This is a genomic window from Thermoanaerobaculum aquaticum (assembly GCF_000687145.1).
Classification (GTDB): domain Bacteria; phylum Acidobacteriota; class Thermoanaerobaculia; order Thermoanaerobaculales; family Thermoanaerobaculaceae; genus Thermoanaerobaculum; species Thermoanaerobaculum aquaticum.
The window spans coordinates 259441-280121 of sequence record NZ_JMFG01000020.1; the positions used below are offsets into that span (position 1 = coordinate 259441).

Genomic DNA, 20681 nt, shown 5'->3' on the forward strand with positions numbered 1-20681 from the left:
ACCTCCTAAGTTTCTTCCCGCCTGGGCGGGAGCGGCATTGTACCATTCTGCTTCCGGCTTGCCGGGGCCGGCGGCTCCGGCCACAATGGCCGCGGAGGGAGCATGGAGGGTTTTTCCGAAAACGACCGTCTTGCCGTCACAGCACTGCGGGTGCTGGCCATTGACCAGGTGGAAAAAGCCAAATCCGGACACCCCGGGCTGCCGCTGGGGGCCGCGCCCATGGCTTACGTTTTGTTTTCCCGCTTCCTGCGCTTTGACCCGAAAGCCCCAGGATGGCCCAACCGTGACCGCTTCGTGCTTTCCGCCGGTCACGGCTCGGCTTTGCTGTACGCGCTCCTGCACCTTTTTGGCTACCCCCTGCCCCTGGAGGAGCTCCAGCGCTTCCGGCAGTGGGGCTCCAAAACCCCCGGCCACCCCGAGCACGGCCTCACCCCCGGAGTGGAGTGCACCACCGGTCCGCTGGGCCAGGGCCTGGCCATGGCGGTGGGGATGGCGTTAGCGGAAAGGCACCTGAGCGCCCGTTTCAACCGCGACGGCTTTCCTGTGGTGGACCACCGCACCTTTGTGTTGGCTTCCGACGGCGACCTCATGGAGGGTATTTCCCACGAGGCTGCAGCGCTCGCCGGCCATTTGCGCCTGGGTAAGCTGGTGGTGCTGTACGACGACAACCGCATCACCATCGAAGGGCCCACCTCGCTGGCCTGGTCCGAAAACGTGGAAGCCCGCTTTTCCGCCTACGGCTGGCTCACCCTGGCGGTGGAAGACGGCAACGACCTGGAAGCCCTTGCCGCTGCCCTGGAGCAGGCCACCTCCCAGGAAGAGCGACCCGTGCTCATCCGAGTGCGCACCCACATTGGCTTTGGCGCCCCCACCAAGCAGGACACCGCCGAGGTGCACGGGGCTCCCTTAGGCCCCGAAGAGCACCGCGCCACCAGGGAAAACCTGGGCTGGCCCCACCAGGAGCTCTTCTTTGTGCCGGAGGAAATCCGCCAGCACTTTGCGGAGCTCGCGCGGAAACGTGCGGCTTGCCACCAAAAATGGCAGAGCCTCTGGCAGGAGTACGAGCAGCGCTTCCCGGAGCTGGCCTCTGAGCTTTCCCGCCGGCTTTCCGGCAAGCTTCCGCCGGGGTGGGATGAGCTTTCGCTTTCGTTCCCACCGGAAAAGCCCCTGGCCGCCAGGGAAGCCTCGGGAAAAACCCTCAACGCCCTGGCCGCCAAAATCCCCGAGCTTTTGGGCGGCTCTGCCGATCTTGCCCCTTCCAACAACACGCTTTTGGCCGGTGAAAGCGACGTAGCCCCCGGCGCCTACAGCGGCCGCAACCTGCGCTTTGGCGTGCGGGAGCACGCCATGGCCGCCATGGCCAACGGCCTGGCGCTCCACGGGGGCTTGCGGCCCTACGTGGCCACGTTTTTGGTGTTTTCTGACTACCTGCGCCCCGCCTTGCGCCTTTCCGCCCTGCAGGAGCTGCCGGTGGTTTACGTCTTCACCCACGATTCCATTGGCCTGGGGGAAGACGGCCCCACCCACCAGCCGGTGGAGCACCTCCCCAGCTTGCGGGCCATCCCCAACCTGGAGGTTTGGCGACCGGCCGACGCCCACGAAACCGTGGCTTGCTGGCGCCAAGCGCTCCGCCGCACCCACGGCCCCACCGCCCTCATCCTCACCCGGCAAAAGCTGCCGGTGCTGCCGCCGCCTCCTCCGGGAGCGGTGGAACGGGGGGCGTTTATCCGCGAGGAAGCGGAAGGGGGCGTGCCGCAGGTGGTGCTTTGGGCTTCCGGCTCGGAGGTGCACGTTGCCTTAGGTGCCCGCAAGCTCTTGCAGGCCCAGGGGGTCCCCACCCGGGCGGTTTCCGCCCCCTGCCTGGAGGTTTTTTCCAGCCAGGACCCGGCCTATCGCAAAGCGGTGCAAGGTCCCGAAAACGCCCTGCAGGTGGCGGTGGAAGCGGCCCGGGGGGTGAGCTGGCACGCCCTTTTGGGCCCCAACGCTTTGGTGGTTTCTCAAGAGCGCTTTGGTGCTTCGGCTCCGGGGGACGAGCTCTTCCGCCAATTCGGGTTTACGCCCGAGGCCGTGACCCAGCGGGTCCTGGCGGCCCTGGCCTCCCGCAGACCCACGCCGCTGGCGCCGGTGGGTGGTTTTGCCGCCGATGCGGCAGCCGAGGCCGCGCGGGAACAACTGCAACGAGAAGCCCTCCCCCGGCTTTTTGCCCGGGATTGCCGCCTTTGGGGCGAAGCCCACGCGGCCACCGTGGCCCAGCGCCTGGGTTGGCTGGACCTCCCGGCCCGCAGCCGGCACGAGCTGCCCCAGCTTGCAGTTCTGGTGAACCGCTGGGCCGCAGGGGGCCTGGATACCCTGGTGCTTCTGGGCATGGGGGGTTCCAGCCTGGCCCCGCAGGTGCTTCGGGAAATGGGCGGCAGCCCCTCCGGGCGCGAGCTTCTGCTGCTGGACACCACCGACCCGGTGCGGGTGAACGGTGCGCTGGAGTCCCTGGACCCGGCAAAAACCGCGGTGCTGTCGGTTTCAAAATCCGGCACCACCGTGGAAACCGCCAGTTTGCTGGAAATCTTCTGGGATCGCTGGACGAAAAGCGGCTTGCCCCAGCCGGGGGCTCACTTTGCCGCCCTCACCGAGCCGCAAACGCCTTTGGCGCAGCTTGGCCGGGAGCGGCAGTTTGCAGCGGTGCTCCCCCACCCGGTGGACGTAGGCGGGCGGTTTTCCGCCCTTTCGGCGGTGGGGCTCTTGCCGGCCCTGTGGTTGGGCTTGCCCACCGAAGAGCTGCTCCAGCAGGCAGCCAACACCCTTGCCCCCCACACCCACCACCCCGCCCTGGAGCTGGCCGCCGCCCTCGCCGCCGCCTCCCGCGACGGCTGGGGTCGCCTGGTGCTTTGGCCGGAGGCCCGTTTCCGGCCTTTTGCCCTGTGGCTGGAGCAGCTGGTGGCGGAGTCCACAGGTAAAGACGGCAAGGGTTTGCTGCCGGTGGCCCCGCCCAGCCCGGTAGGACTTGACCAGCTTCCCGCCACCCTGCACCTGGGGTTGGGCACGGCCCAGCCGCCTTTTCCGGGGCTTGCCTGGCCGGTGGATGCCCACCGCCTGGGCGAGGCCTTTGCCTTTTGGGAGCTCACCACCGCGCTTGTGGGCTGCCTCCTGGGTGTGAACCCCTTCGACGAACCCAACGTGGGGGAAGCCAAGAGGCAAGCGCGGGCCGCGTTGTCCCAGGGTGTGCCGGAGCTTCCACCCACCCCCCAAGCCGGCCAACGTTTGGCGGGGTTCCTTGAAGCCTGTTCCCGGGAAGAGGCGGTGGTGTTTTGCGCGTACCTTCCGGAAACCCCGGAAGTGGCTCAGGCCCTGGATGAGCTCACCGCAAGCTGGCAGGAGAAGCTGCAAACCACCGTCAGCTGGACCTTCGGTCCCCGTTACCTGCACTCCACCGGGCAGCTGCACAAGGGAGGTCCGAAAAAGCTCTTCTGCGTCGTGCTCACCGCCCCCAACCCCGGCGATCTCCCCATCCCCGGGCAGCCCCACAGCCTGGGTCAGCTCCGCCTGGCCCAGGCCCTGGGGGACGTGGCGGCCCTTTCCGCTTCCGGCCAACGGGTCCTGCACCTCCACCTCCCCGAGGGGAGCAGAGAGCTGGTTTCCCAGTTGAAACCCTAGGTCGCTGCTCTGCCCTTAGGAGGAAGCCGGGAAGTCAAAGGTGGCGAGCACCGGAGCGTGGTCCGAGGGCTTTTCCCCCTTGCGGGCTTCCCGGTCAATGATCACCTCTGTGCAGCGATCGGCCATGGGCTTGGTGGCCAGGATGTGGTCGAGCCGCATGCCCCAACCGCGGTGGAACGCCCCCTGGCGGTAGTCCCACCAGGTGTAGAGGCCTCCCTCCTGGTGATGGAGGCGCAAGCAGTCCAAAAGGCCCCAGCCCAAGAGCTTGAAAAACGCTTGCTTTTCCGGGTCGGAGAAGAGGATCTTGCCGCGCCAAAGCTCGGGATCCCAGACGTCACGGTCTTCCGGAGCGACGTTGAAATCGCCGCAGACCACGAGAGGCTCCTGCGGAAAAAAGGAGGCCTGCAAATAGGCAAGAAGCTTTTCCATCCAGGCTAGCTTGAAGGCGTACTTGTCGGTACCCACCTCCTGGCCGTTGGGGACGTACACGCTCATCACCGTAAAGCCGCCAACCCCAGCAGCAATGAGCCTGGCTTCCCCGCTTTCGTCCCCGGGCAAACCCCGGCGCACGTCCTGCAAAGGCAGGAGGCTGGCGATGGCCACGCCGTTGTAGGTCTTTTGCCCAAAGGCCGCCACCTGGTAGCCCAGCTCTTGCAACTCCGCAACGGGGAACTCCTCGTCCACCACCTTGGTTTCCTGAATGCACAGCACCTCGGGTTTTTTGGCGGCCAGCCATGACAAAAGCCTGGGCAGCCGCGCCCGAATGGAGTTCACGTTCCACGTGGCAATCACCATGGGCACCTCCTCAGGCCACCCCGCCGGCCACCAGCTCCACCTCTTCGCTGCCGTCAGGGTGGGCCGAAACCATCACCTCCACCGGCAGGAAAGCCTTCATGACCTCAATGACCGTGCGGGCGTGCAGGGAAAGCGGCAGGGTGCGAAAACGCCCACCCCCGGCAAGGCCCAGGGGCACCAAGAGCTGGTCCGCCAGATGCTCCCCCACCGGGACCCTGGCCTGCAGAAAACGGCTCATGGCTTTACAGGCCGAAGCCGCTACTTCTTCTGCGGGCACGCCCCTCATCCCAAAGGCGGAAACCACCTCGCAAAAGCCCTCGCCTTCCACCCATAGCATCAACGCGTTTCCGGGGCCGGGGCTTTCCACCTCGCGGATCTCGCACACCTCCGCCGGCCAACCCAGCTGCGAGCGCACCACCGCCAGCTCCCGCTGGGCCACCGTCCGGGAAAGCCGCGAAAGCAACACCACCGCCCGCTGGCTTGTGACCTCCCCCCGGCGGTCCAGCACCACCGGGCGCAAGCGGGCTGCCGGCTCCACGCGCACCCGGATCCGTCCCCCTCCCGCCGGGTAAAAACCGTAGGCTTTCAGCTCACCTTCGACCCGCGCCCCCATGCGCTCCAGGATGGGGAAAAGCACCTTTTGCAAAAAATCAAAGGGCGGCGCCTGGGGGTTGTGGGTGCCGCCGCTTATTTCCAGCTCGCTGGGACCGGAAGCCAAAAGCAAGGCCGGCAGCACCGCCTGCAGCACGAGGCTGACCGAACCGGCAGTGCCCACGTCCCAGCGGAAGGTTCCCCCCCGCACCCGCCGGGGGCGGAAGGTAAGCTCCTGGGAACCCAGCTCCGCCCCGGCCACCTCCGCGCCCCCCACCTCCACCGCCGCCCGCACCGCCGTAAGGTGCTGCCGCGCCAAACCCGGTTTCGGCCGGCGGGCGCGAATGTGGTGGATGCGAAAGGGCTCGCCGGTGGCCAACGACAGGGCCAGCGCCGTACGCAAAACCTGCCCCCCACCCTCGCCCAAGCTTCCATCCACAACGATCATGGCCCCACAAGCATATCCCAGTCCCCAACTTCCCAGCCAAATGGCCGGTTAGCCAGGCTGCAGAGCCGCGAAGCACATTGCATCAGCGTATCGTGATATGATGTTAGGTGGAGGTGGGGATGCTCTTAGCTGCCAAGGCCAACGCGGTGCAGCTGCAGGCCAAGCTCTTTCGCGGGTTTGCTGACCCTTCGCGCCTTGCGATCCTGCAGGCGCTGCGGGGAAAGCGGCTCACGGTAGGTGAAATTGTGGCCATCACCGGTTTGAGCCAGCCCAACGTTTCCAACCACTTGTCCTGCCTTCGCGATTGCGGGCTGGTGACCGCCACGCCCCAGGGCCGCTTCGTGCTTTACGCCCTAAGCGACCCAAGGGTGGAGCAGCTGTTGCGCTTGGCCGATGAGCTTTTAGCCGATGTGGCCAAGGGCGTTTACCAGTGCACCCGCTACGGGGTTTTCGAGGAAAACCATGGCTAAAACCGTCCGCCTGGAGGTCCCCATCAAGGGCATGGACTGTGCCCAGTGTGCCCACCATGTGGAGAAAGCCATTGCCCAGCTTCCTGGCGTAGCCGCGGTGGAGGTGTTCCTGGCCGCCGAAAAAGCTGTGGTTCACGGCGATCCCCAGCAGCTGGATCTCGCCGCCATCCGCCAGGCGGTGGAAGGTGCGGGCTATTCGGTCCCGGAAATGCCGGAGGCTCCCACCTCCCGGGAACGGGTGCCCCGCCATTTCACGCTCCTCCTGGCCGCGGTGTTTGCCCTGGTGCTGTTGGTGGTGGTGGCCGGGGAATGGCTGGGGCTTTTTGAAAAGCTCAATGTGGCAGTGCCGTTCCCGCTGGGCCTGGCCCTGGTGCTTGTGGGCGGCTATCCGGTGTTTCGCAACGTGCTGCGAGCGGCACTCAGGCGTCAGGTCACCTCCCACACGCTCATGACCCTGGGCGCTGTTGCCGCCCTGGCCGTGGGGGAATGGGTGGCCGCCGCCATCGTGGTGCTGTTCATGCGCGTGGGCGATTTTGTGGAGCGCTTTACCGGCGAAAGCGCCCGCCGGGCGGTGAGGGACCTTACTCTCCTCGCTCCCCAAACCGCCCGTGTGGAGCGGAGTGGCGCCGAGGTGGAGGTGCCGGTGGGTGAGGTCAAACCCGGGGAAACCGTTATCGTGCGCCCCGGGGAACGAATCCCGGTGGACGGCGAGGTGGTTGCCGGTCACGCCACGGTGGACCAAGCGGCCATTACCGGCGAGGCCATGCCGGTGGAGGTGGGGCCGGGTTCCCAGGTGTTTGCCGCCACCGTGGCCACCCTGGGAAGCCTCCGCATCAGGGCCACCCGGGTGGGGGAGGACTCCACCTTTGGCCGGGTCATCAAGCTGGTGGAAGAAGCGGAAGCCCACCGCGCTGAAGTCCAGCGTCTGGCCGACAAATTCAGCAGCTATTACCTGCCGGTGGTGGCTGGGGTGACGGCGGTCACGTGGCTTTTGAGCCGCAACCCTCTGGCTGCGGCCGCGGTGTTGGTGGTGGCTTGCTCCTGCTCCTTTGCCCTGGCCACCCCGGTGGCCATGCTGGCCTCCATTGGCGCTGCCGCCAGGCGCGGCTTGCTCATTAAGGGCGGCAAGTACCTGGAGGAGCTGGCCCGCGCCGATGTGCTGTTGGTGGACAAAACCGGCACCCTCACCTTAGGACGCCCGCAAATTACCGATGTGGTTCCCCTTAACAACCTTCCCGCCGCTGAAATCTTGCGCCTGGCCGCCTCGGCGGAGCGCTACTCCGAGCACCCGTTGGCGGAAGCGGTGCGGGCCGCGGCAGCCGCCCAAGGGCTTTCGCTCCTTGAGCCCCAGACTTTCACCCCTATCCCCGGCTTAGGCGTCCAAGCGCAGGTCAACGGCCACCAGGTGGTGGTGGGAAGCCCCAGACTTGCCCCTGAAGCGCAAAACTTGCCCGCCCTGCAGCAGCTCCAAGCTTCGGGCAAAACGCTGCTTTTGGTGGTTGTGGATGGTCAAGCGGTGGGGATTTTGGCTGCCGCCGACACCCTGCGGCCGGAAGTGCCCCAGGCGCTTGCCCAGCTCAAAGCCTTAGGGATCGAACAGGTGGAGCTTCTCACCGGGGACAACCCGCAAACCGCTGCCCGTTTGGCCGAAGAGCTTGGTGTGCGCTTCCGGGCCAACCTCTTGCCCGAGGACAAGATCCGCATCGTCAAGGAGTACCAAAGGCAAGGGCACAGGGTGGTGATGATCGGCGATGGCGTCAACGACGCCCCCGCCTTGGCGCAGGCCAACGTGGGCATTGCCATGGGGGCAGCGGGCACCGACGTGGCTTTGGAAGCGGCGCACCTGGCCCTCATGCGCGAAGACTGGACCCTGGTCCCCGAAGCCTTCCGCCTCGCCCGCCATACCATGGGCGTGGTTTTGGGCAACCTCCTCTTCACTGCGCTTTACAACCTGGCCGGTCTTTCCCTGGCCGCCCTCGGCCTTCTCCCACCCACCGTCGCTGCTGCTGCCCAATCCCTGCCGGACCTTGGCATCCTCGGCAACTCCGCCCGCTTGTTGCAGGCCGGGAAAAGCCGGTGAAAAGCGTGGCCAGTGGGACGCGAAGGGTTTAGGGGCAAACAAAAGTGGTGGCGATCCTTCTTCGGCTGCGGTCCCGCCGCCCACCCAGCGCCAAACGCCGTAGCAGCTGCGACCTACGAGAGCGGCGTTTTTCGCGATTCTTCCCCCTGCCGCACGCGGGACAAGGCGGAGGCAAAAAGGCCGGTGGGAACGGCCACGATCCCCAAACCCAGCAGCAAGATGCAAACCGTAAAAAACCTGCCGCCGAAGGTCACCGGATACACATCGCCGTAACCCACCGTGGTGAGCGTCACCGCCGCCCACCAAAGCCCATCAAATACCGAGGCGAAACGCTCCGGCTGGGCTTCGTGCTCAAAGAAGTAAATACCCACAGCGGAAATGTAAAGAAAAATCGAAGCAGCGACAAAGAACAGCACCAGCTCTTCCCGCACCAAAAGAAAGGCACGGCGCATTCTCTCCATTGCTTGCCCGTAGCGAGCGAGCTTCAGCAGGCGGAAAACCCGCAAAAACCGCACCGCCCGCAACGCGCGCAAATCCAGGCCGGTGGACAAATAAAAGGGAGCAATGGCAATGAGATCCACCAGGCCGAAAAAGCTGAAGATGTACCTTGTTTTCCTTTCCGCCACCAAAACACGCAGCAGGTACTCGAGTGTGAAAAGCCCCACGGTGATGGTTTCCACAGCGCTCAGAAACTCTTGCCACGCCGGTGGCAGATTGGGCAAGGTTTCCACAGAAAAGGAAACCAAAGAAACCAGCACCAGCGCTTGCACCGTCCAATCAAAGGCTCTCCCCGCTGGGGTATCCGATTGTTCCACGATCTGTCGCAATTTTTTCATGGTCAGCATGACCACCTCCTGCCTGCCAAACAGCTGATTGTAACCAGCACAAGAGTGAAGGTGGCGCGCGGTCCGTCGCGGGTTGAAAAACAAACTGCGGGTTCTGCGCTCCTTCGCAGGTCGTTTTGCTGTCAGCCGGCGCGGAGCGCCGGCCCCACATTTTTCGCGGCGGTCCCCCAGGCGGAAATTCGGAAAGAAAAATGCAAGAGCAGCGGCAAAAAAGCAAAGCCCCCAAGAGTGAGCCCTGGGGGCTTGCTGCGTGCGATTCCGTTGAAGCTAGGCAGAAGCGGGGCTTGGTGCGGGCTTCAAGGTGAGCAGGTGCTTGATGGTGAGGAAGACGCCGGCTACCACCACAAGGCCGTGGACAAAGGCGATGAACATCCAGAAGCGAATGGGCTGCGCGGCGAGCATGTAGGGCTGCCCCTGGACGCGCTCCAGGTAGGTTTGCAGGACGCCAGCCACTGCAAAAGCCAGGCTCATGCCCAAAACGCCCAAGGCGGTGAGCCAAAAGCCGGTGTGGCCGGTTTTTTCGTCGTACTCAAAACCAGGAAAGCCCTTAATGCGCGGGATGGCAAAGTAGTAAAAGGTGAGGTTCAACAGCACGTAAGCGCCGTAAAAGGCCAAATGCCCGTGGGAAACCGTTACCTGCGAGCCGTGGGTGTAGTAGTTGATTTGCGGCAAGGTGTGGGCAAAGCCGAAAAGCCCCGCCCCCACGAAGTGCAAGATCACACCGCCCACCAGGTACACCCAGGTGAGCTTGGGCCTCATGGGCTCCTTGCGGTGCTTGATATCCCGCCAGGTGTCGTAAACCATGAGCAAAATGGGGAAAGGCTCCAGCGCCGAGAAAATGCCACCCACCGCCAGCCAGTACTTAGGTGCCCCCAGCCAGTAGTAGTGATGGCCGGTGCCGGCAATGCCAGTAAACAGGAAGAGGCCCAATTCCACGTACAGCCATTTCTCCACGACTTTGCGCTCCACACCGGTAAGCTTCATGAGCATGTAAGCCGTCATGGCGGCAGCAATGAGCTCCCAGGCCCCTTCCACCCAAAGGTGCACCACCCACCACCAGTAGTACCAGTCCACCGAGAGGTTGCGGTAGAAGGGTATCCCAAAGAGGTAAAGGATGGCCAGGAAGAACAAACCGGCCAAAAGCGAGCCCTGGGTCATGGTCCAGCGCTTGGCCTTAATGATGGTCATGCCCACGTTGAAAAGGAACATGAGCGCGCCAATGACCACCAGGAAATCCAGGGGCCGCGGGATTTCCAAAAGCGGGCGGCCCTGGGTCCAGCCAAACACAAAACCCACCAGCGCCACCACCCCGGTCACCGCTAAAAGCCCCAGCTGCACCAGAGCTAGCTTGGGCGAGTAAAGCTCCGAGTTGGTTTCCTCAGGGACCAGGTAGTACGTGGCTCCCATAAAGCCCAAAAGCAGCCACAACACCAGCAGGTTGGTGTGGAAAGCCCGGGCTGTGGAAAACGGGAAGGCGTCAACGATGGATTGGGGGATGGTGGTGAAGTAGTTGGTGGCCAACCAAAGGCCCATGAGCACCTGCAGCCCGAAAAGCAAAAGGGAAACCACAAAGTAGGGGTACGCAACCGATTGGCTCTTATGGGTCATGGCTCACCTCCCGTGACTGGCCGCCAAGCTCACGATGAACTCACCCACGAGCCGGCGTTGCTCGGGGGAGAGGTGCGAGTAGGCGGGCATAGCGGCACCTGGGGCCTGTTTTTCCGGGTTTTCCAGAAAGCTCGCAATCCAGTCGGCCGAACGTCGAGCTCCAATCCACTCAAAGCGGGGACCCTTGGCCGTACCGGCATCGCCGAGCTTGTGGCACGCCAAGCAGTCCTCTTGCTTAACAAGCGCAGCTCCCGGGGAAAGCGTGGCGGAAGCCAGAAGGTTTTCGGTGCTCCGCTTCCAGCGCTTGGTGGAGTCCTGAGGGGGCCAGTCGTGGTTTTCGATTTCCGAAACCCATTTCAAGTAGGCCACGATGTCGGCAATTTCTTGCTGGCTTAAGTTTTGCTTGGGCATCTTGCGGAAGGAATCGGCAAACGCCACGTCCGGTGCGGTAAGCCTCCGGGCAATGGCGTCTTCTCCCAGACGGGTGTAGGCCCGGGTGAGGTCCGGCGCGTAGTACCCTCCAAACCCCAAAATCGTGTGGCAGTCGTTGCAGTTGTACTTTTCAAAGGCTCGCTTCCCCGCTACCACCTGCTCGTCCAGCCGATCGGCGTGGGTGAGCGCATCGAACTGCCGATGCGTGTCCACCGTGAGGGCCAGGAACAGGGCCAGGGAGGAAAGCGTGCCGCCCCAAAAGATGAACTTGGCGAGCTTTTCGCTCATACCCCCTCCTTTCCGGGAAAAGCCCGTAGGAGCTTCCCCGGTTTCATCATCGGAGAGGTTTTTGCAACGAACTTTGCGCTAGCGCAAACTCCTAGAGGAGCACCAGCTCCTTTTGGATGGGTCCGTACACCTGAGGCTTGCCGTCGTGGGTGATGAACACGTTGATTTCGGTGCGCACCGCCATTTCCCCAGGGAGGTAAATGCCTGGCTCAATAGAAAAGCACAGGCCGGGAACCAGCAGGCGGTTGTCCCGGGTTTCCAGGTTGTCCAGGTTGGCGCCGTTGCCGTGCACTTCGGTGCCGATGTTGTGGCCGGTCCGGTGCACGAAGTACGGGCCGTAGCCGGCCTTTTCGATGACCTGGCGGGCAGCATCGTCCACCTCGTAACCGGCAAGTGGCTGACCCTGGGCAAAGCGCTCCTGTACCAACGCCAGCGCCGCATCGCGAGCCTGGCAGGCGAGGCGGAAGATCTCGCTGTACTTGGCCGGAGGGTTTTCCCCCACAAAGGCACACCAGGTGATGTCGTAAAAAACCGCGTTGGGTTCTTTGAGCTTGGCCCAAAGGTCCACAAGCAGCGTGTCGCCCAGCTTGATGGGGCGGGCGTTTTCCGGGGTCGGCTCGAAGTGCGGATCGGCGGGTTGTTCGTTGGTGCCCACAATGGGGTACTCCCCCTGGCAGGTGAGCCCTTCTTCTTCAAAGCGGCGAACGATGAACTGCTGCACGTCGTAAGCGGTGATAACGTGCCCGCCCCGCACCTTTTGGCTCACCAGGGCAAACGCTTCGTCCTTGATGCGGTGGATCTTCTCGCCGGCTTTCACGTGGCTTTCCAGCTGCTCGGGGGTTAAAACCGCCTCGAAAACCTGCACCAGAGGGGCCGAGGAAACCACCTCCACGCCGGCGGCCCGCACCAGCTCCACGGTGCCGGCATCCACGATGGAAACGTAAGGGACGTCCCCCCGGGGGGAGTACTGCATGGCCACCGTGGACAGGCCGTCCAGCATGCCCCGCAGGTGGTCCAAAAGCTCGCGCCAGGAGCGGTACACCCGCTTTTCTCCAGGGAGAGCATCCAGCTTGCCCGCCTCCACTGCCGAAACCAGCTTCACCGGCGGGCCGCTTTTGGGTACCAGGTAAAACCAGCGGCGGGAGGTGAACTTGCCAAACTCCAAACCCAAAATGCGGTAAGAAATGGGGTCCCGATTGTGGAAGTCGAAGAAAAGCCAGCCGTCAATACCGGCTTTGGCAAGCTCCGCTTGGATTCGGGCGATCCTCTCCACAGTGTCCTCCTGCCCCTGCGGGCGCCCCAGTCTAGCCCAGGTTGACGCCCACCGCCATGCCGGGACTTCCGGGCGGTTAAAATCCCCCCGAGGAGGACTTATGGCCAACTGGTACTTCCTTTACGGTTCCAACCGCATGGGGCCCCTGGACGACGCCGCCGCCCGGGCGCAAGCGGCAGCCAACCCCCAAGGCTTCGCCTGGCGGGAAGGGCTTCCGGACTGGGTGCCCATTCGCTCGCTCCCGGAGCTCAACCCCGGTGCTGCCCCGGTACCACCCCCCGCTCCCAGAACCGCCCGCGCCGATGAAATTGACTACCGCATTGTGGGGCAGGAAATGCAGTTTGTGGAGGTGGAGCTGGACCCCGGGGAGTCGGCCATTGCCGAAGCCGGGGCCATGATGTACAAGGACCCGGCGGTGGTCATGGAAACGGTCTTTGGCGATGCGTCCAGGGAAAGCGGTCTCATGGACAAGCTGCTTTCCGCTGGCAAACGCTTGCTCACCGGCGAAAGCCTGTTCATTACGCTTTTCACCAACAAAGGAACAGGAAAGGCGCGGGTGGCCTTTGCTGCGCCCTATCCCGGCACCATCTTGCCCATCAACCTCCCCGATGTGGGAGGCCAGCTGGTGTGCCAGAAGGACTCCTTCTTGGCGGCCGCCCGCGGGGTTTCCATTGGCATTTTCTTCCAGAGGAAAATTCTCACCGGCCTTTTTGGTGGTGAGGGCTTCATCATGGAAAAGCTGGAAGGCGATGGCCTAGCCTTTGTGCACGCCGGCGGCACGGTGGTGGAACGCCACCTGGCCCCCGGCGAAAGCCTGCACGTGGACACCGGCTGCGTGGTGGCCTTCGAGCCCACCGTGGATTTCGACATCCAAACCGTCGGCGGGGTGAAGTCCATGCTGTTTGGCGGGGAGGGGGTTTTCTTTGCCAACCTCCGGGGACCAGGCCGAGTCTGGCTGCAGTCCCTGCCGTTCTCCCGCCTGGCGGGGAGGATGCTGCAGGCCACACTGCCAGGAAGGCGGCGGGAAGAAGGCTCGGTCCTTGGCCCCCTGGGCAACATCCTGGACGGGGACGGGTATTAAGCCGAGTATACTTGCCCACCATGGCTTCGGTGGTGGTCACCGGTGTAGGTCTGGTCACAGCGTTGGGAAAGAACCGGGAAAGCACATGGCAAGCCTTGCTTTCCGGAGCTACCGGCGTCCGGCCCCTGACGCTGTTCGATGCCACCGGCTATCGCAGCCAGATGGCCGCGCAGGTGGACGTGGTCAGCCTGGAGCTTTCGGGCATTCCCGAAAAAGCGCGCCGCCATGCGTCCCGAGCCAGCCTCATGGCCCTCGCGGCGGCCCAGGAAGCCCTCCGCCAGGCGGATCTGCACCCATCTTTCGGGGCTTCGTGGCCGGTGGTCTTTGGTGGCGGAGCTGCAGGTCTCTTTGAAGCCGAAGGCTTTTTTGCCCACCGCCTGAGAAAAGGACCCAAAGCCCGGGGGCTTACGGAGTTCCTGGAGGTCCCCCAGGACGTGGTGGCCGATCGGGTGGCGCTGGCCTGGGGGCTTTCCGGTGAGCGCCTCACCATCACCACCGCCTGCTCTTCTTCCACCCTGGCCGTGGGGGTGGGGGCAGCGCGGGTGGCCGCCGGGGAAGCTGATGTGGTGGTGGCGGGGGGCGCGGACGCCCTCTGTCGGCTCACCTTTGCCGGCTTCAACTCGCTGCGGGCGGTGGATCCCGAGCCCGCCAAGCCCTTCGATCGCCGCCGCCAGGGACTTTCCCTGGGGGAAGGGGCAGCGGTTTTGATCCTGGAAGATGAAACCCACGCCCGACGCCGTGGTGCTAAACCCCTTGCCCGCATCCTGGGCTACGGTGTTACCAACGACGCCTTCCACATGACGCAACCGGAGCCCACCGGCACCGCCTGGGCCCGCACCGTACGGGCGGCCTTGGACGCCGCTCAGCTCGCTCCCGAAGACGTGGGCTACATCAACGCCCACGGCACCGGCACCGAGCAAAACGACCCGGCAGAGTGTGCTGCCTATTTGCAGGTTTTTGGCGATCGCCTGGCAAAAATACCGGTTTCCTCGGTAAAAGGCGCGGTGGGTCACTGCTTGTGCGCCGCTGGCGGCATTGAAGCGGCCATTACCGTCTTGGCCCTGAATCGGGGTTTGCTGCCCCCCACCGCCAACTTCCAGGAACCCGATCCCGCCTGCCCCCTGGACCCCATTCCGGGGACAGCGCGCCAACAACAGGTAGAGGTAGCCCTTTCCTCGTCCTTTGCCTTTGGCGGGAACTCGGCAGTTTTGGTGCTAGGGAGGGCGTGATGGTGGGGATAAGCGCCCTGGGCGTGGTGAGCGGTGCCGGCATGGGCCTTGATGCCCTCAAAAAAGCTTTAGAACACCCCGACTTCCACGCGCCCCTGGGGCTTGCCCGCCCCGATGGCCCTCCCCTTCCGGTGGTCACCTGTGCGGGTTTTGACACCAAAGGCATCTTGCCGCCCCTGGTGGCTCGCCGTCTGGACCGTCCTTCTCGCCTTTTGGCGGTGGCCGCCAAGGAAGCCCTGGCAAATGTTGGAGCCGAGCTTCCCTGGCCCCGGGAGCAGGTGGGGGTGTGCGCCGGCACCTGGAACGCCGGGACGGATGCACTGGTCGAAATCCTCAAAGCCGTGTTTACCGTGGGTCCCGAAGAAGCCCCGCCCATGCACTTTCCCAACAGCGTGGCCAACGCCGCCGCCAGCCAGCTGGGGATCCTAGAAAAGCTGGGCGGCCCTAACCTCACGTTTTTTGAAAAGCAAGCCTCCGGTTTGCGGGCCATCCTGGAGGCCTCCCGCTTGGTGGCGACCGGCCGGGCGCAGGCCATGCTCGCCGGCGGCGTTGACGAAGCCCAATGGCTCAACGCCGAATGCTTCGATCGGCTAAAGGCCCTCCGCCAGCCCGGTCGGGAGGGTTTCCTTTTGGGCGAAGGGGCTGCGGTGCTTTTGCTTTCCCGCGACGGAGGCCCGGTGGGCATCGTCGGAAGCGGGGCCGCAGCGTCTCCCATCTTGCCTCATTGCTACCCGGAGGACCCGCACGGGCTGATTGGGGCGTGCCAGAAGGCGTTAGCCCAAGCCGGGCTTGCCCCGCCGCAGGTGGACCTGGTGGTGAGCCTGGCCAACGGCTCCCCGGCCCTGAGCCAGCTGGAGGAATCGGCGCTTTTAGCGCTTTTCGGCTCCCACCGCCCGGCGGTGCTGGGAGGCCTAGCCGAACGCTTGGGGGAAGGCGGCTTTGCTTCGGCCTTGCGGGTGCTGGCCGCCACTTTAGTGCTTTCCGGGGAGGTGGCACCCCAATGGCCAGCACCGGCCCACCTGCGAGCTCACGGTTTCCCCTCGGTGGCCGAGGTTTCTCGCAAGCCCCACACCGCCCTGGTCACCGCCGTGGCCGCCGGCGGCTCCTGCCTGGCAGCAGTACTGCGCACTTCGTGAAAAACCAGCGGGGCATAAGAGCTGCCCTGGAGGCGCCGGTGCATTGCTCGCTTCGCAAAAAAATGGGACAAAAACCCTTAATCTGTCGCTAAGCCAAGGAACAGCTTCTGCAGCGTGCGGCGGATGCGGGGTTCGTGGGTGCCGGGCCAGTACACCTTGCCGCAGGAAGTGCAACGGGAAAAGCGCGGGGCGTGGGTGGCCACGTAGGGGGGCACGAGGTGCAGCACCTCTTCCCGCTCCACCGGCACCACCTCGCCGTTGCAGGCAGAGCAGCGGGTGAAAAACCGCGTTTCATCCACGGAAAGGGCAAGCCGCGATTGCAGCTCCGCCACCTGCTGCGCCACCGTGGCTCCGGAAAGCAAAAGCACCCGGGGGCCGGCTTTGGCTGCCAAGCGCCGGTCGCAGGTTAAAAGCCAGCGGCCCTGGGTGCGGGCCAAGGCGGCCAGCTGCGCATCTTCCAGCTTGGGGTCGTAAAAGGTGTCAAAGCCGGCGAAGCGCAGCCAGCGGGCGAGGCTCCCCAGCATGGCGTCACAGGCAAAGGTGGGCTGGGCTTCCACAGGGGCATTTTAGTTTCCGGCACTTCGTGTTAGCATCAAGGTGATGCTTGCTCATGGGGCGAGCGGGAGGTGAGCATGAGCTACACGGAGGAGCTCCGCGCCAAGTTGGCTCAGGAAGACCCGGAGTTCAGGGAGCTTTACGAAGCACACCAGGCGAAGGAGCGCCGGCTCCAGGAGCTTTCCCGCAAGACCTTCCTCACCGCCGAGGAAGAGCAAGAGGAAAAAAGGCTCAAAAAGGAAAAGCTGCAGCTTAAGGACAAAATGGAAGCCCTCATACGCGCCAAGGCTCGCCCGGCCTGATCTCCGATGATGCGGCTTCACCGCGCAGGAATTCCGTATTTGGCGTGGACTGCCCTTGCAGCCCTAGGGAGCTTCCTCTTCGGTTACCCCTGGCTTTCTGCGGTTTTCCTCGTGCTGATGCTGGGCTTTGCCGCGTTTTTCCGACACCCCGAACGGCACTCCGCAAGCCCACCGGAGGTGGTGGTGTCCCCCGCCGACGGGCGGGTGGTGGCGGTGGGGGAGTGTCCGGAGTGGGTTAAAAGCAAGGGGCTTGCCCAATCCGTGGCCATTTTTATGTCCCCAGCCAACGTTCACGTGAACCGGGCACCGGCGGCCGGAAACGTGGTAGAAGCGTACTGGCGCAAGGGGAAGAAGTGGCCGGCCTACCGGCCCAAGGCCAGCGAGCTCAACGAGCACGCCTTTGTCCTGCTGCAAACGGCCTTCGGACCGGTCGCCTACCGGCAAATTGCCGGGGCTTTAGCCCGCCGGGTGGTTTGCGAGGTGACCCCGGGGATGCAGCTGGAGCGCGGGCAGCCGGTGGGGATCATCAAGTTTTCCTCGCGGGTAGAGCTTTACCTCCCGGCCCACGCCCGGATCCTGGTGAAGGTGGGGGACCGCACCAGGGCCGGTGAAACGCCGGTGGCAAGCTTCGGGGAAGGGCCGCAGGCATGAGGCTTCGCCGCCCGAAAAGGCCCAGCCGCGAGTCGTTCCGCCGGGGCATCTTCCTGCTCCCCTCGCTTTTTACCGTTGGCAACATGCTGGCCGGATTTGCCTCCATCCTCCACTCCATCGGTGGCAGGCTGGAGCAGGCGGGCTGGCTCATCTTCCTTGCGGGCATTCTCGACGGCTTGGACGGCCGCATTGCCCGGCTCACCAAGTCCACCTCGGAGTTTGGCAAGGAGTACGACTCTCTGGCCGATGTGGTGAGCTTTGGGGTGGCGCCGGCGGTGCTGGCGTTTCAATGGGGGCTTTCGGGGATGGGGCGGCTGGGGTGGGTGGCGGCGTTTTTGTTCGTGGTGGCGGGTTCTGTGCGCCTGGCGCGCTTCAACGTGCGCGCTGACCATGGGGATCGGCGCTACTTCGTGGGCTTGCCCATCCCCGGGGGAGCGGGCGCGGTGACGCTTTTGGTGCTCATTGCTCCGGAGCCGGTGCTCACCCCCACGGGAAGCCTTCTGGTTTGCCTTTTCGTTTTGACGGTGGCCCTGCTCATGGTTTCCACGATCCGCTACCGCTCCTTTAAGGACCTGGATTTGCGCCAGCGATGGCCCGCCAAGGCCTTTTTCTTCATTGCCGCGGTGCTTTCGCTTGTGGCTTTTTCGCCGCTGCCGGCCATGGGCGTGATGCTGGGCATTTACCTGCTTTCGGGGCCTGTGGGTTGGCTCCTCCACCGCCTGCGCCGGGAGCGCACGGCTTCCCCACCCAAGGAGGTTTCCGTTGGCGAAGGCAGCTAAGGTCACCATCCTGGATCCCACCTCGCTTGTGGGGGACGAGCTGGTCCCCCGCCTGGCCGCCCAGGCGCCGGAGGTTTCCCGCCAGTACTTTCACTCCCAGGCCTCCGGGGATCACCTGATCGTGGAGGTGGGAGGTGAAGCCGCAGTGGTGGCCCCCCTCACCGATGTAGGCGAGCTGGAAGACGCGGGGCTGGTGGTGATTACCGATAACCCCGCCAAGAGCTTGGGGCAAAAGCTTGCCGATTTTTTGACCGCTCATCCCGAAATCCCCTGCGTGGATCTCTCCCGCCCTGGGGTGCTCCCGGGACCTCCGGCCTTTTGGCCGCTGGCCGGTGAAAACCGCCTGCTGTTTCCTGACCCGGCGCTGATCCTGCCGGCCATGGTGTTGCGGGCGCTGGCCCCGCTGAACCCCCGTCGGGCGTTTTTCTCGGTGCTCTCGCCGGTTTCCACCTTAGGGGGAGAGGCCGTGGACGAACTGGCCGCGCAAGCGGTGGCCCGGCTTTCCGGGGAAAAGCCCAAAACCCGGGTGCTGCCCACGGTCATGGCCTTTGATGCCTTTCCCTACCCGGAGCGTGACTTTGGCCGCCTGGAAAGCCAGCTAGCGGCCATGTTTCCGCAGGTGGAGATGGGCTTCCACTCGATCTTTGCGGGCGTTTTCCATGCCCATGCGGCGCACGCCACGGTGACTTTAGCCAGTCCGGCTCGGGAAGCGCAGGTGCGGGAGCTGCTCACGGAAGCAGGCTTCGTGCCCCACCGGGGGCGCAAGCCCCTCACCCCCTCCCAGGGCGCCGGCCAGGACCAAGCCATTGCCTGGGTTCTGGCCACCCGGGGGGAAACCGTAAGCCTTTGGGCGGTGGGGGATCACCTGCTGTTACAGGCTAAAACGGCCTGCGAGGCGGTCCTGCAGCTGCTTGCTACTTCCCCTGCTGCGTAGGCACCGGCCCACCTGCCTCCCGACCGTCACCCAAACGCACCGTACACCTCGCCCCAATTTCTTTGGGCCGAGAAAGGAAGCTCACGGTGGCCACGTCCACCGTGCTTTGCGGGGGCACCACCTTGAGGTACAAACGCACCACCGAGGCAGCGCCGCGGGGCGCTCGGACGAAGCCGGGGGCGAGCTTACCGAAGTCGGCACCTGAGCCGGCCAAAAGCGTCACGTCCCGCACTTCGGTGCCGGAAAAGGTGAGGTCCAAGAAGTTGCCGGTGGTGGCAAAGGCGCTGGCAAAGGGCGTGGGGTTTTGCAGGCTCACCTTGAGGGTAGTGGGGGACTCCCACTGGATCTTAACCACCGGCCGGGGGGCTGGGCCCTCTCCGGAGAGGAACGCCACGAACGCTTCCCAGGTAAACCCCAAAGCCGGTGCGGGGGGAAGCTCCCCCACGCTGTCCCAACCGAGAAGCCTTTGCCGCACCGGCCGCAGCAGCAAGCCCAAATCCCGCTGCAAGCGGGCCGCGTCGTACGCCAGCAAGGTTACGTTGGTCCCGGCGGGAAGGCTCGCTCCGGATGCAGACACAGTGCTTCTGGCCAGCAGCACATCCCCTTCCCCCGTGGGCTGGTAGTCCATCCCTTGTACCAGCTCCCAGGGGTTTTGGCCTTCGGGGAGGGCTGGAGCCACGCGGTTGGCCACCACCACCGCCCCGCGGAAGGAAGGCCCCAGCTCATCCACCGCTGCCAAAAGCTCGGCGGCGTCCTGGGGAGTCACGTGAGGGAAGCCCAAAGCCGAAAGGTTGCCCAGGGCAAAGGCCACCAAACCAACCCCTTTCGGCGACTCGTTTTTGACCTGTTGCAGCAGATCCTGGGCTGGAGCACCCACCTCCACCGGCATTTGCGCCAGGCGGGAAAGCTCGGAAGCCAGGGACAACAAGCCGGGAGGCAGGGCGCGGGTGGCCAGAACCAAGCCCTTCACCGGCATCCCAAGCCCGCGGATGGCCGGGCCCAGCTGGTTCCAGAAGCCTTCCGCCGCCTCTTTCTTCACCTCCTCCCCGCTGACCCACACCGCCGCCCACACCGGCAAGCCGTGTAAAAGCCCGGGATCGGGGGGAAGGGTGAGCCTGACCGAAAGCTCCCCGCCCCGGGCTTCCGCTTCCGCCAACGGCACCACCAGGGCATCCACCCCCACCTGCCTCGCCTGCTCCACCTGCCCCGGTCGCACCTTGCCCAAAAGCCAGAGCCGGTGTTCCAGCGCCGACGGCTCGCCGGCCACGGCCACCGCTGTCCCCACCAGAACCACAAGCCACGCGTGCCTCATTGCCCGTATCGTACCAACCGCGCCTCGGAAGGCCAAGCCTTCACATTGGCCCGGCCAAGCGCACCGCAAGATCGGGCAACGACGCGCACGGGCTTTTTTTCTTAGCCGGCGCAGGAGCGCCGGCCCTGCGTAGAAAAATGTGGGACCCGCGCTCCGTCGCGGGTCGTTTCTCCTTTTAGCCGCCGCGGAGCGGCGGCCCCACATCTGACGCGGGGGGCCGCTCG

At 64.6% G+C, this 20681-nt stretch carries 18 protein-coding genes; 10 read left to right on the forward strand and 8 right to left on the reverse strand.

Annotated elements, in window-relative coordinates; translation table 11 throughout:
• Positions 1 to 102: 102 nt before the first annotated feature.
• On the forward strand, positions 103 to 3648 hold the full coding sequence (gene tkt, locus EG19_RS13165; protein WP_081800052.1) for a transketolase: 3546 nt from the start codon (positions 103 to 105) through the stop codon (positions 3646 to 3648).
• Positions 3649 to 3663: 15 nt separating this feature from the next.
• Here tkt and xth read toward each other — a convergent pair whose 3' ends face one another.
• Entirely contained in the window at positions 3664 to 4443 is a 780-nt protein-coding gene (gene xth, locus EG19_RS08515) for an exodeoxyribonuclease III (protein ID WP_038049548.1), read from the reverse strand.
• A 10-nt stretch (positions 4444 to 4453) separates the two neighbouring features.
• A complete protein-coding gene (rtcA, locus tag EG19_RS08520) occupies positions 4454 to 5482 on the reverse strand; it encodes an RNA 3'-terminal phosphate cyclase (RefSeq protein ID WP_038049550.1) in 1029 nt (342 codons plus the stop codon).
• Between the two features lie 119 nt (positions 5483 to 5601).
• On the opposite strand from rtcA, the gene EG19_RS08525 reads away from it, so the two are divergent.
• Complete coding sequence (locus EG19_RS08525; RefSeq protein WP_038049551.1) at positions 5602 to 5952, forward strand: ArsR/SmtB family transcription factor; 351 nt, start codon at positions 5602 to 5604, stop codon at positions 5950 to 5952.
• Positions 5945 to 8032, forward strand: a complete 2088-nt coding sequence (locus EG19_RS08530) for a heavy metal translocating P-type ATPase (protein ID WP_038049552.1) — start codon at positions 5945 to 5947, stop codon at positions 8030 to 8032. The genes EG19_RS08525 and EG19_RS08530 overlap by 8 nt, the downstream gene beginning before the upstream one ends.
• A gap of 113 nt (positions 8033 to 8145) precedes the next feature.
• On the opposite strand, the gene EG19_RS08535 is transcribed toward EG19_RS08530, so the two are convergent.
• The 4 genes from EG19_RS08535 to EG19_RS08550 form a co-directional block, all read right to left on the reverse strand.
• On the reverse strand, positions 8146 to 8877 hold the full coding sequence (locus tag EG19_RS08535; RefSeq protein ID WP_038049553.1) for an ion transporter: 732 nt from the start codon (positions 8875 to 8877) through the stop codon (positions 8146 to 8148).
• Positions 8878 to 9144: 267 nt separating this feature from the next.
• Positions 9145 to 10485, reverse strand: coding sequence for a cbb3-type cytochrome c oxidase subunit I (locus tag EG19_RS08540; RefSeq protein WP_038049554.1), 1341 nt, complete (start codon positions 10483 to 10485; stop codon positions 9145 to 9147).
• A 3-nt stretch (positions 10486 to 10488) separates the two neighbouring features.
• A complete protein-coding gene (locus EG19_RS08545) occupies positions 10489 to 11205 on the reverse strand; it encodes a c-type cytochrome (RefSeq protein ID WP_038049555.1) in 717 nt (238 codons plus the stop codon).
• 91 nt (positions 11206 to 11296) lie between these two features.
• Complete coding sequence (locus EG19_RS08550; protein WP_038049556.1) at positions 11297 to 12478, reverse strand: M24 family metallopeptidase; 1182 nt, start codon at positions 12476 to 12478, stop codon at positions 11297 to 11299.
• A 100-nt stretch (positions 12479 to 12578) separates the two neighbouring features.
• Here EG19_RS08550 and EG19_RS08555 point away from each other — a divergent pair, with 100 nt between their 5' ends.
• The 3 genes from EG19_RS08555 to EG19_RS08565 are packed head-to-tail and all read left to right on the forward strand — an operon-like array spanning position 12579 to position 15924.
• On the forward strand, positions 12579 to 13559 hold the full coding sequence (locus EG19_RS08555) for a TIGR00266 family protein (RefSeq protein WP_038049558.1): 981 nt from the start codon (positions 12579 to 12581) through the stop codon (positions 13557 to 13559).
• Positions 13560 to 13579: 20 nt separating this feature from the next.
• Positions 13580 to 14788, forward strand: coding sequence for a beta-ketoacyl-[acyl-carrier-protein] synthase family protein (locus EG19_RS08560; RefSeq protein ID WP_038049560.1), 1209 nt, complete (start codon positions 13580 to 13582; stop codon positions 14786 to 14788).
• Positions 14788 to 15924 (forward strand): beta-ketoacyl synthase N-terminal-like domain-containing protein, encoded by a 1137-nt coding sequence (locus tag EG19_RS08565; protein ID WP_038049562.1) that lies wholly within the window; start codon positions 14788 to 14790, stop codon positions 15922 to 15924. The genes EG19_RS08560 and EG19_RS08565 overlap by 1 nt, the downstream gene beginning before the upstream one ends.
• A 77-nt stretch (positions 15925 to 16001) precedes the next feature.
• Here EG19_RS08565 and EG19_RS08570 read toward each other — a convergent pair whose 3' ends face one another.
• Positions 16002 to 16481, reverse strand: coding sequence for a Mut7-C RNAse domain-containing protein (locus EG19_RS08570; RefSeq protein WP_053335124.1), 480 nt, complete (start codon positions 16479 to 16481; stop codon positions 16002 to 16004).
• A gap of 75 nt (positions 16482 to 16556) precedes the next feature.
• On the opposite strand from EG19_RS08570, the gene EG19_RS08575 reads away from it, so the two are divergent.
• The 4 genes from EG19_RS08575 to EG19_RS08590 are packed head-to-tail and all read left to right on the forward strand — an operon-like array spanning position 16557 to position 19145.
• Positions 16557 to 16781, forward strand: coding sequence for a DUF465 domain-containing protein (locus tag EG19_RS08575; protein ID WP_038049564.1), 225 nt, complete (start codon positions 16557 to 16559; stop codon positions 16779 to 16781).
• A 39-nt stretch (positions 16782 to 16820) separates the two neighbouring features.
• Positions 16821 to 17432 (forward strand): phosphatidylserine decarboxylase, encoded by a 612-nt coding sequence (locus tag EG19_RS08580; RefSeq protein WP_053335125.1) that lies wholly within the window; start codon positions 16821 to 16823, stop codon positions 17430 to 17432.
• Entirely contained in the window at positions 17429 to 18211 is a 783-nt protein-coding gene (pssA, locus tag EG19_RS08585) for a CDP-diacylglycerol--serine O-phosphatidyltransferase (RefSeq protein WP_053335126.1), read from the forward strand. The genes EG19_RS08580 and pssA overlap by 4 nt, the downstream gene beginning before the upstream one ends.
• Positions 18195 to 19145 (forward strand): hypothetical protein, encoded by a 951-nt coding sequence (locus EG19_RS08590; RefSeq protein WP_038049566.1) that lies wholly within the window; start codon positions 18195 to 18197, stop codon positions 19143 to 19145. Before pssA ends, EG19_RS08590 begins: the two co-directional genes overlap by 17 nt.
• On the opposite strand, the gene EG19_RS08595 is transcribed toward EG19_RS08590, so the two are convergent.
• Entirely contained in the window at positions 19126 to 20457 is a 1332-nt protein-coding gene (locus EG19_RS08595; protein WP_038049569.1) for a hypothetical protein, read from the reverse strand. The two genes, EG19_RS08590 and EG19_RS08595, sit on opposite strands and share 20 nt — an antisense overlap.
• Positions 20458 to 20681 lie beyond the last annotated feature (224 nt).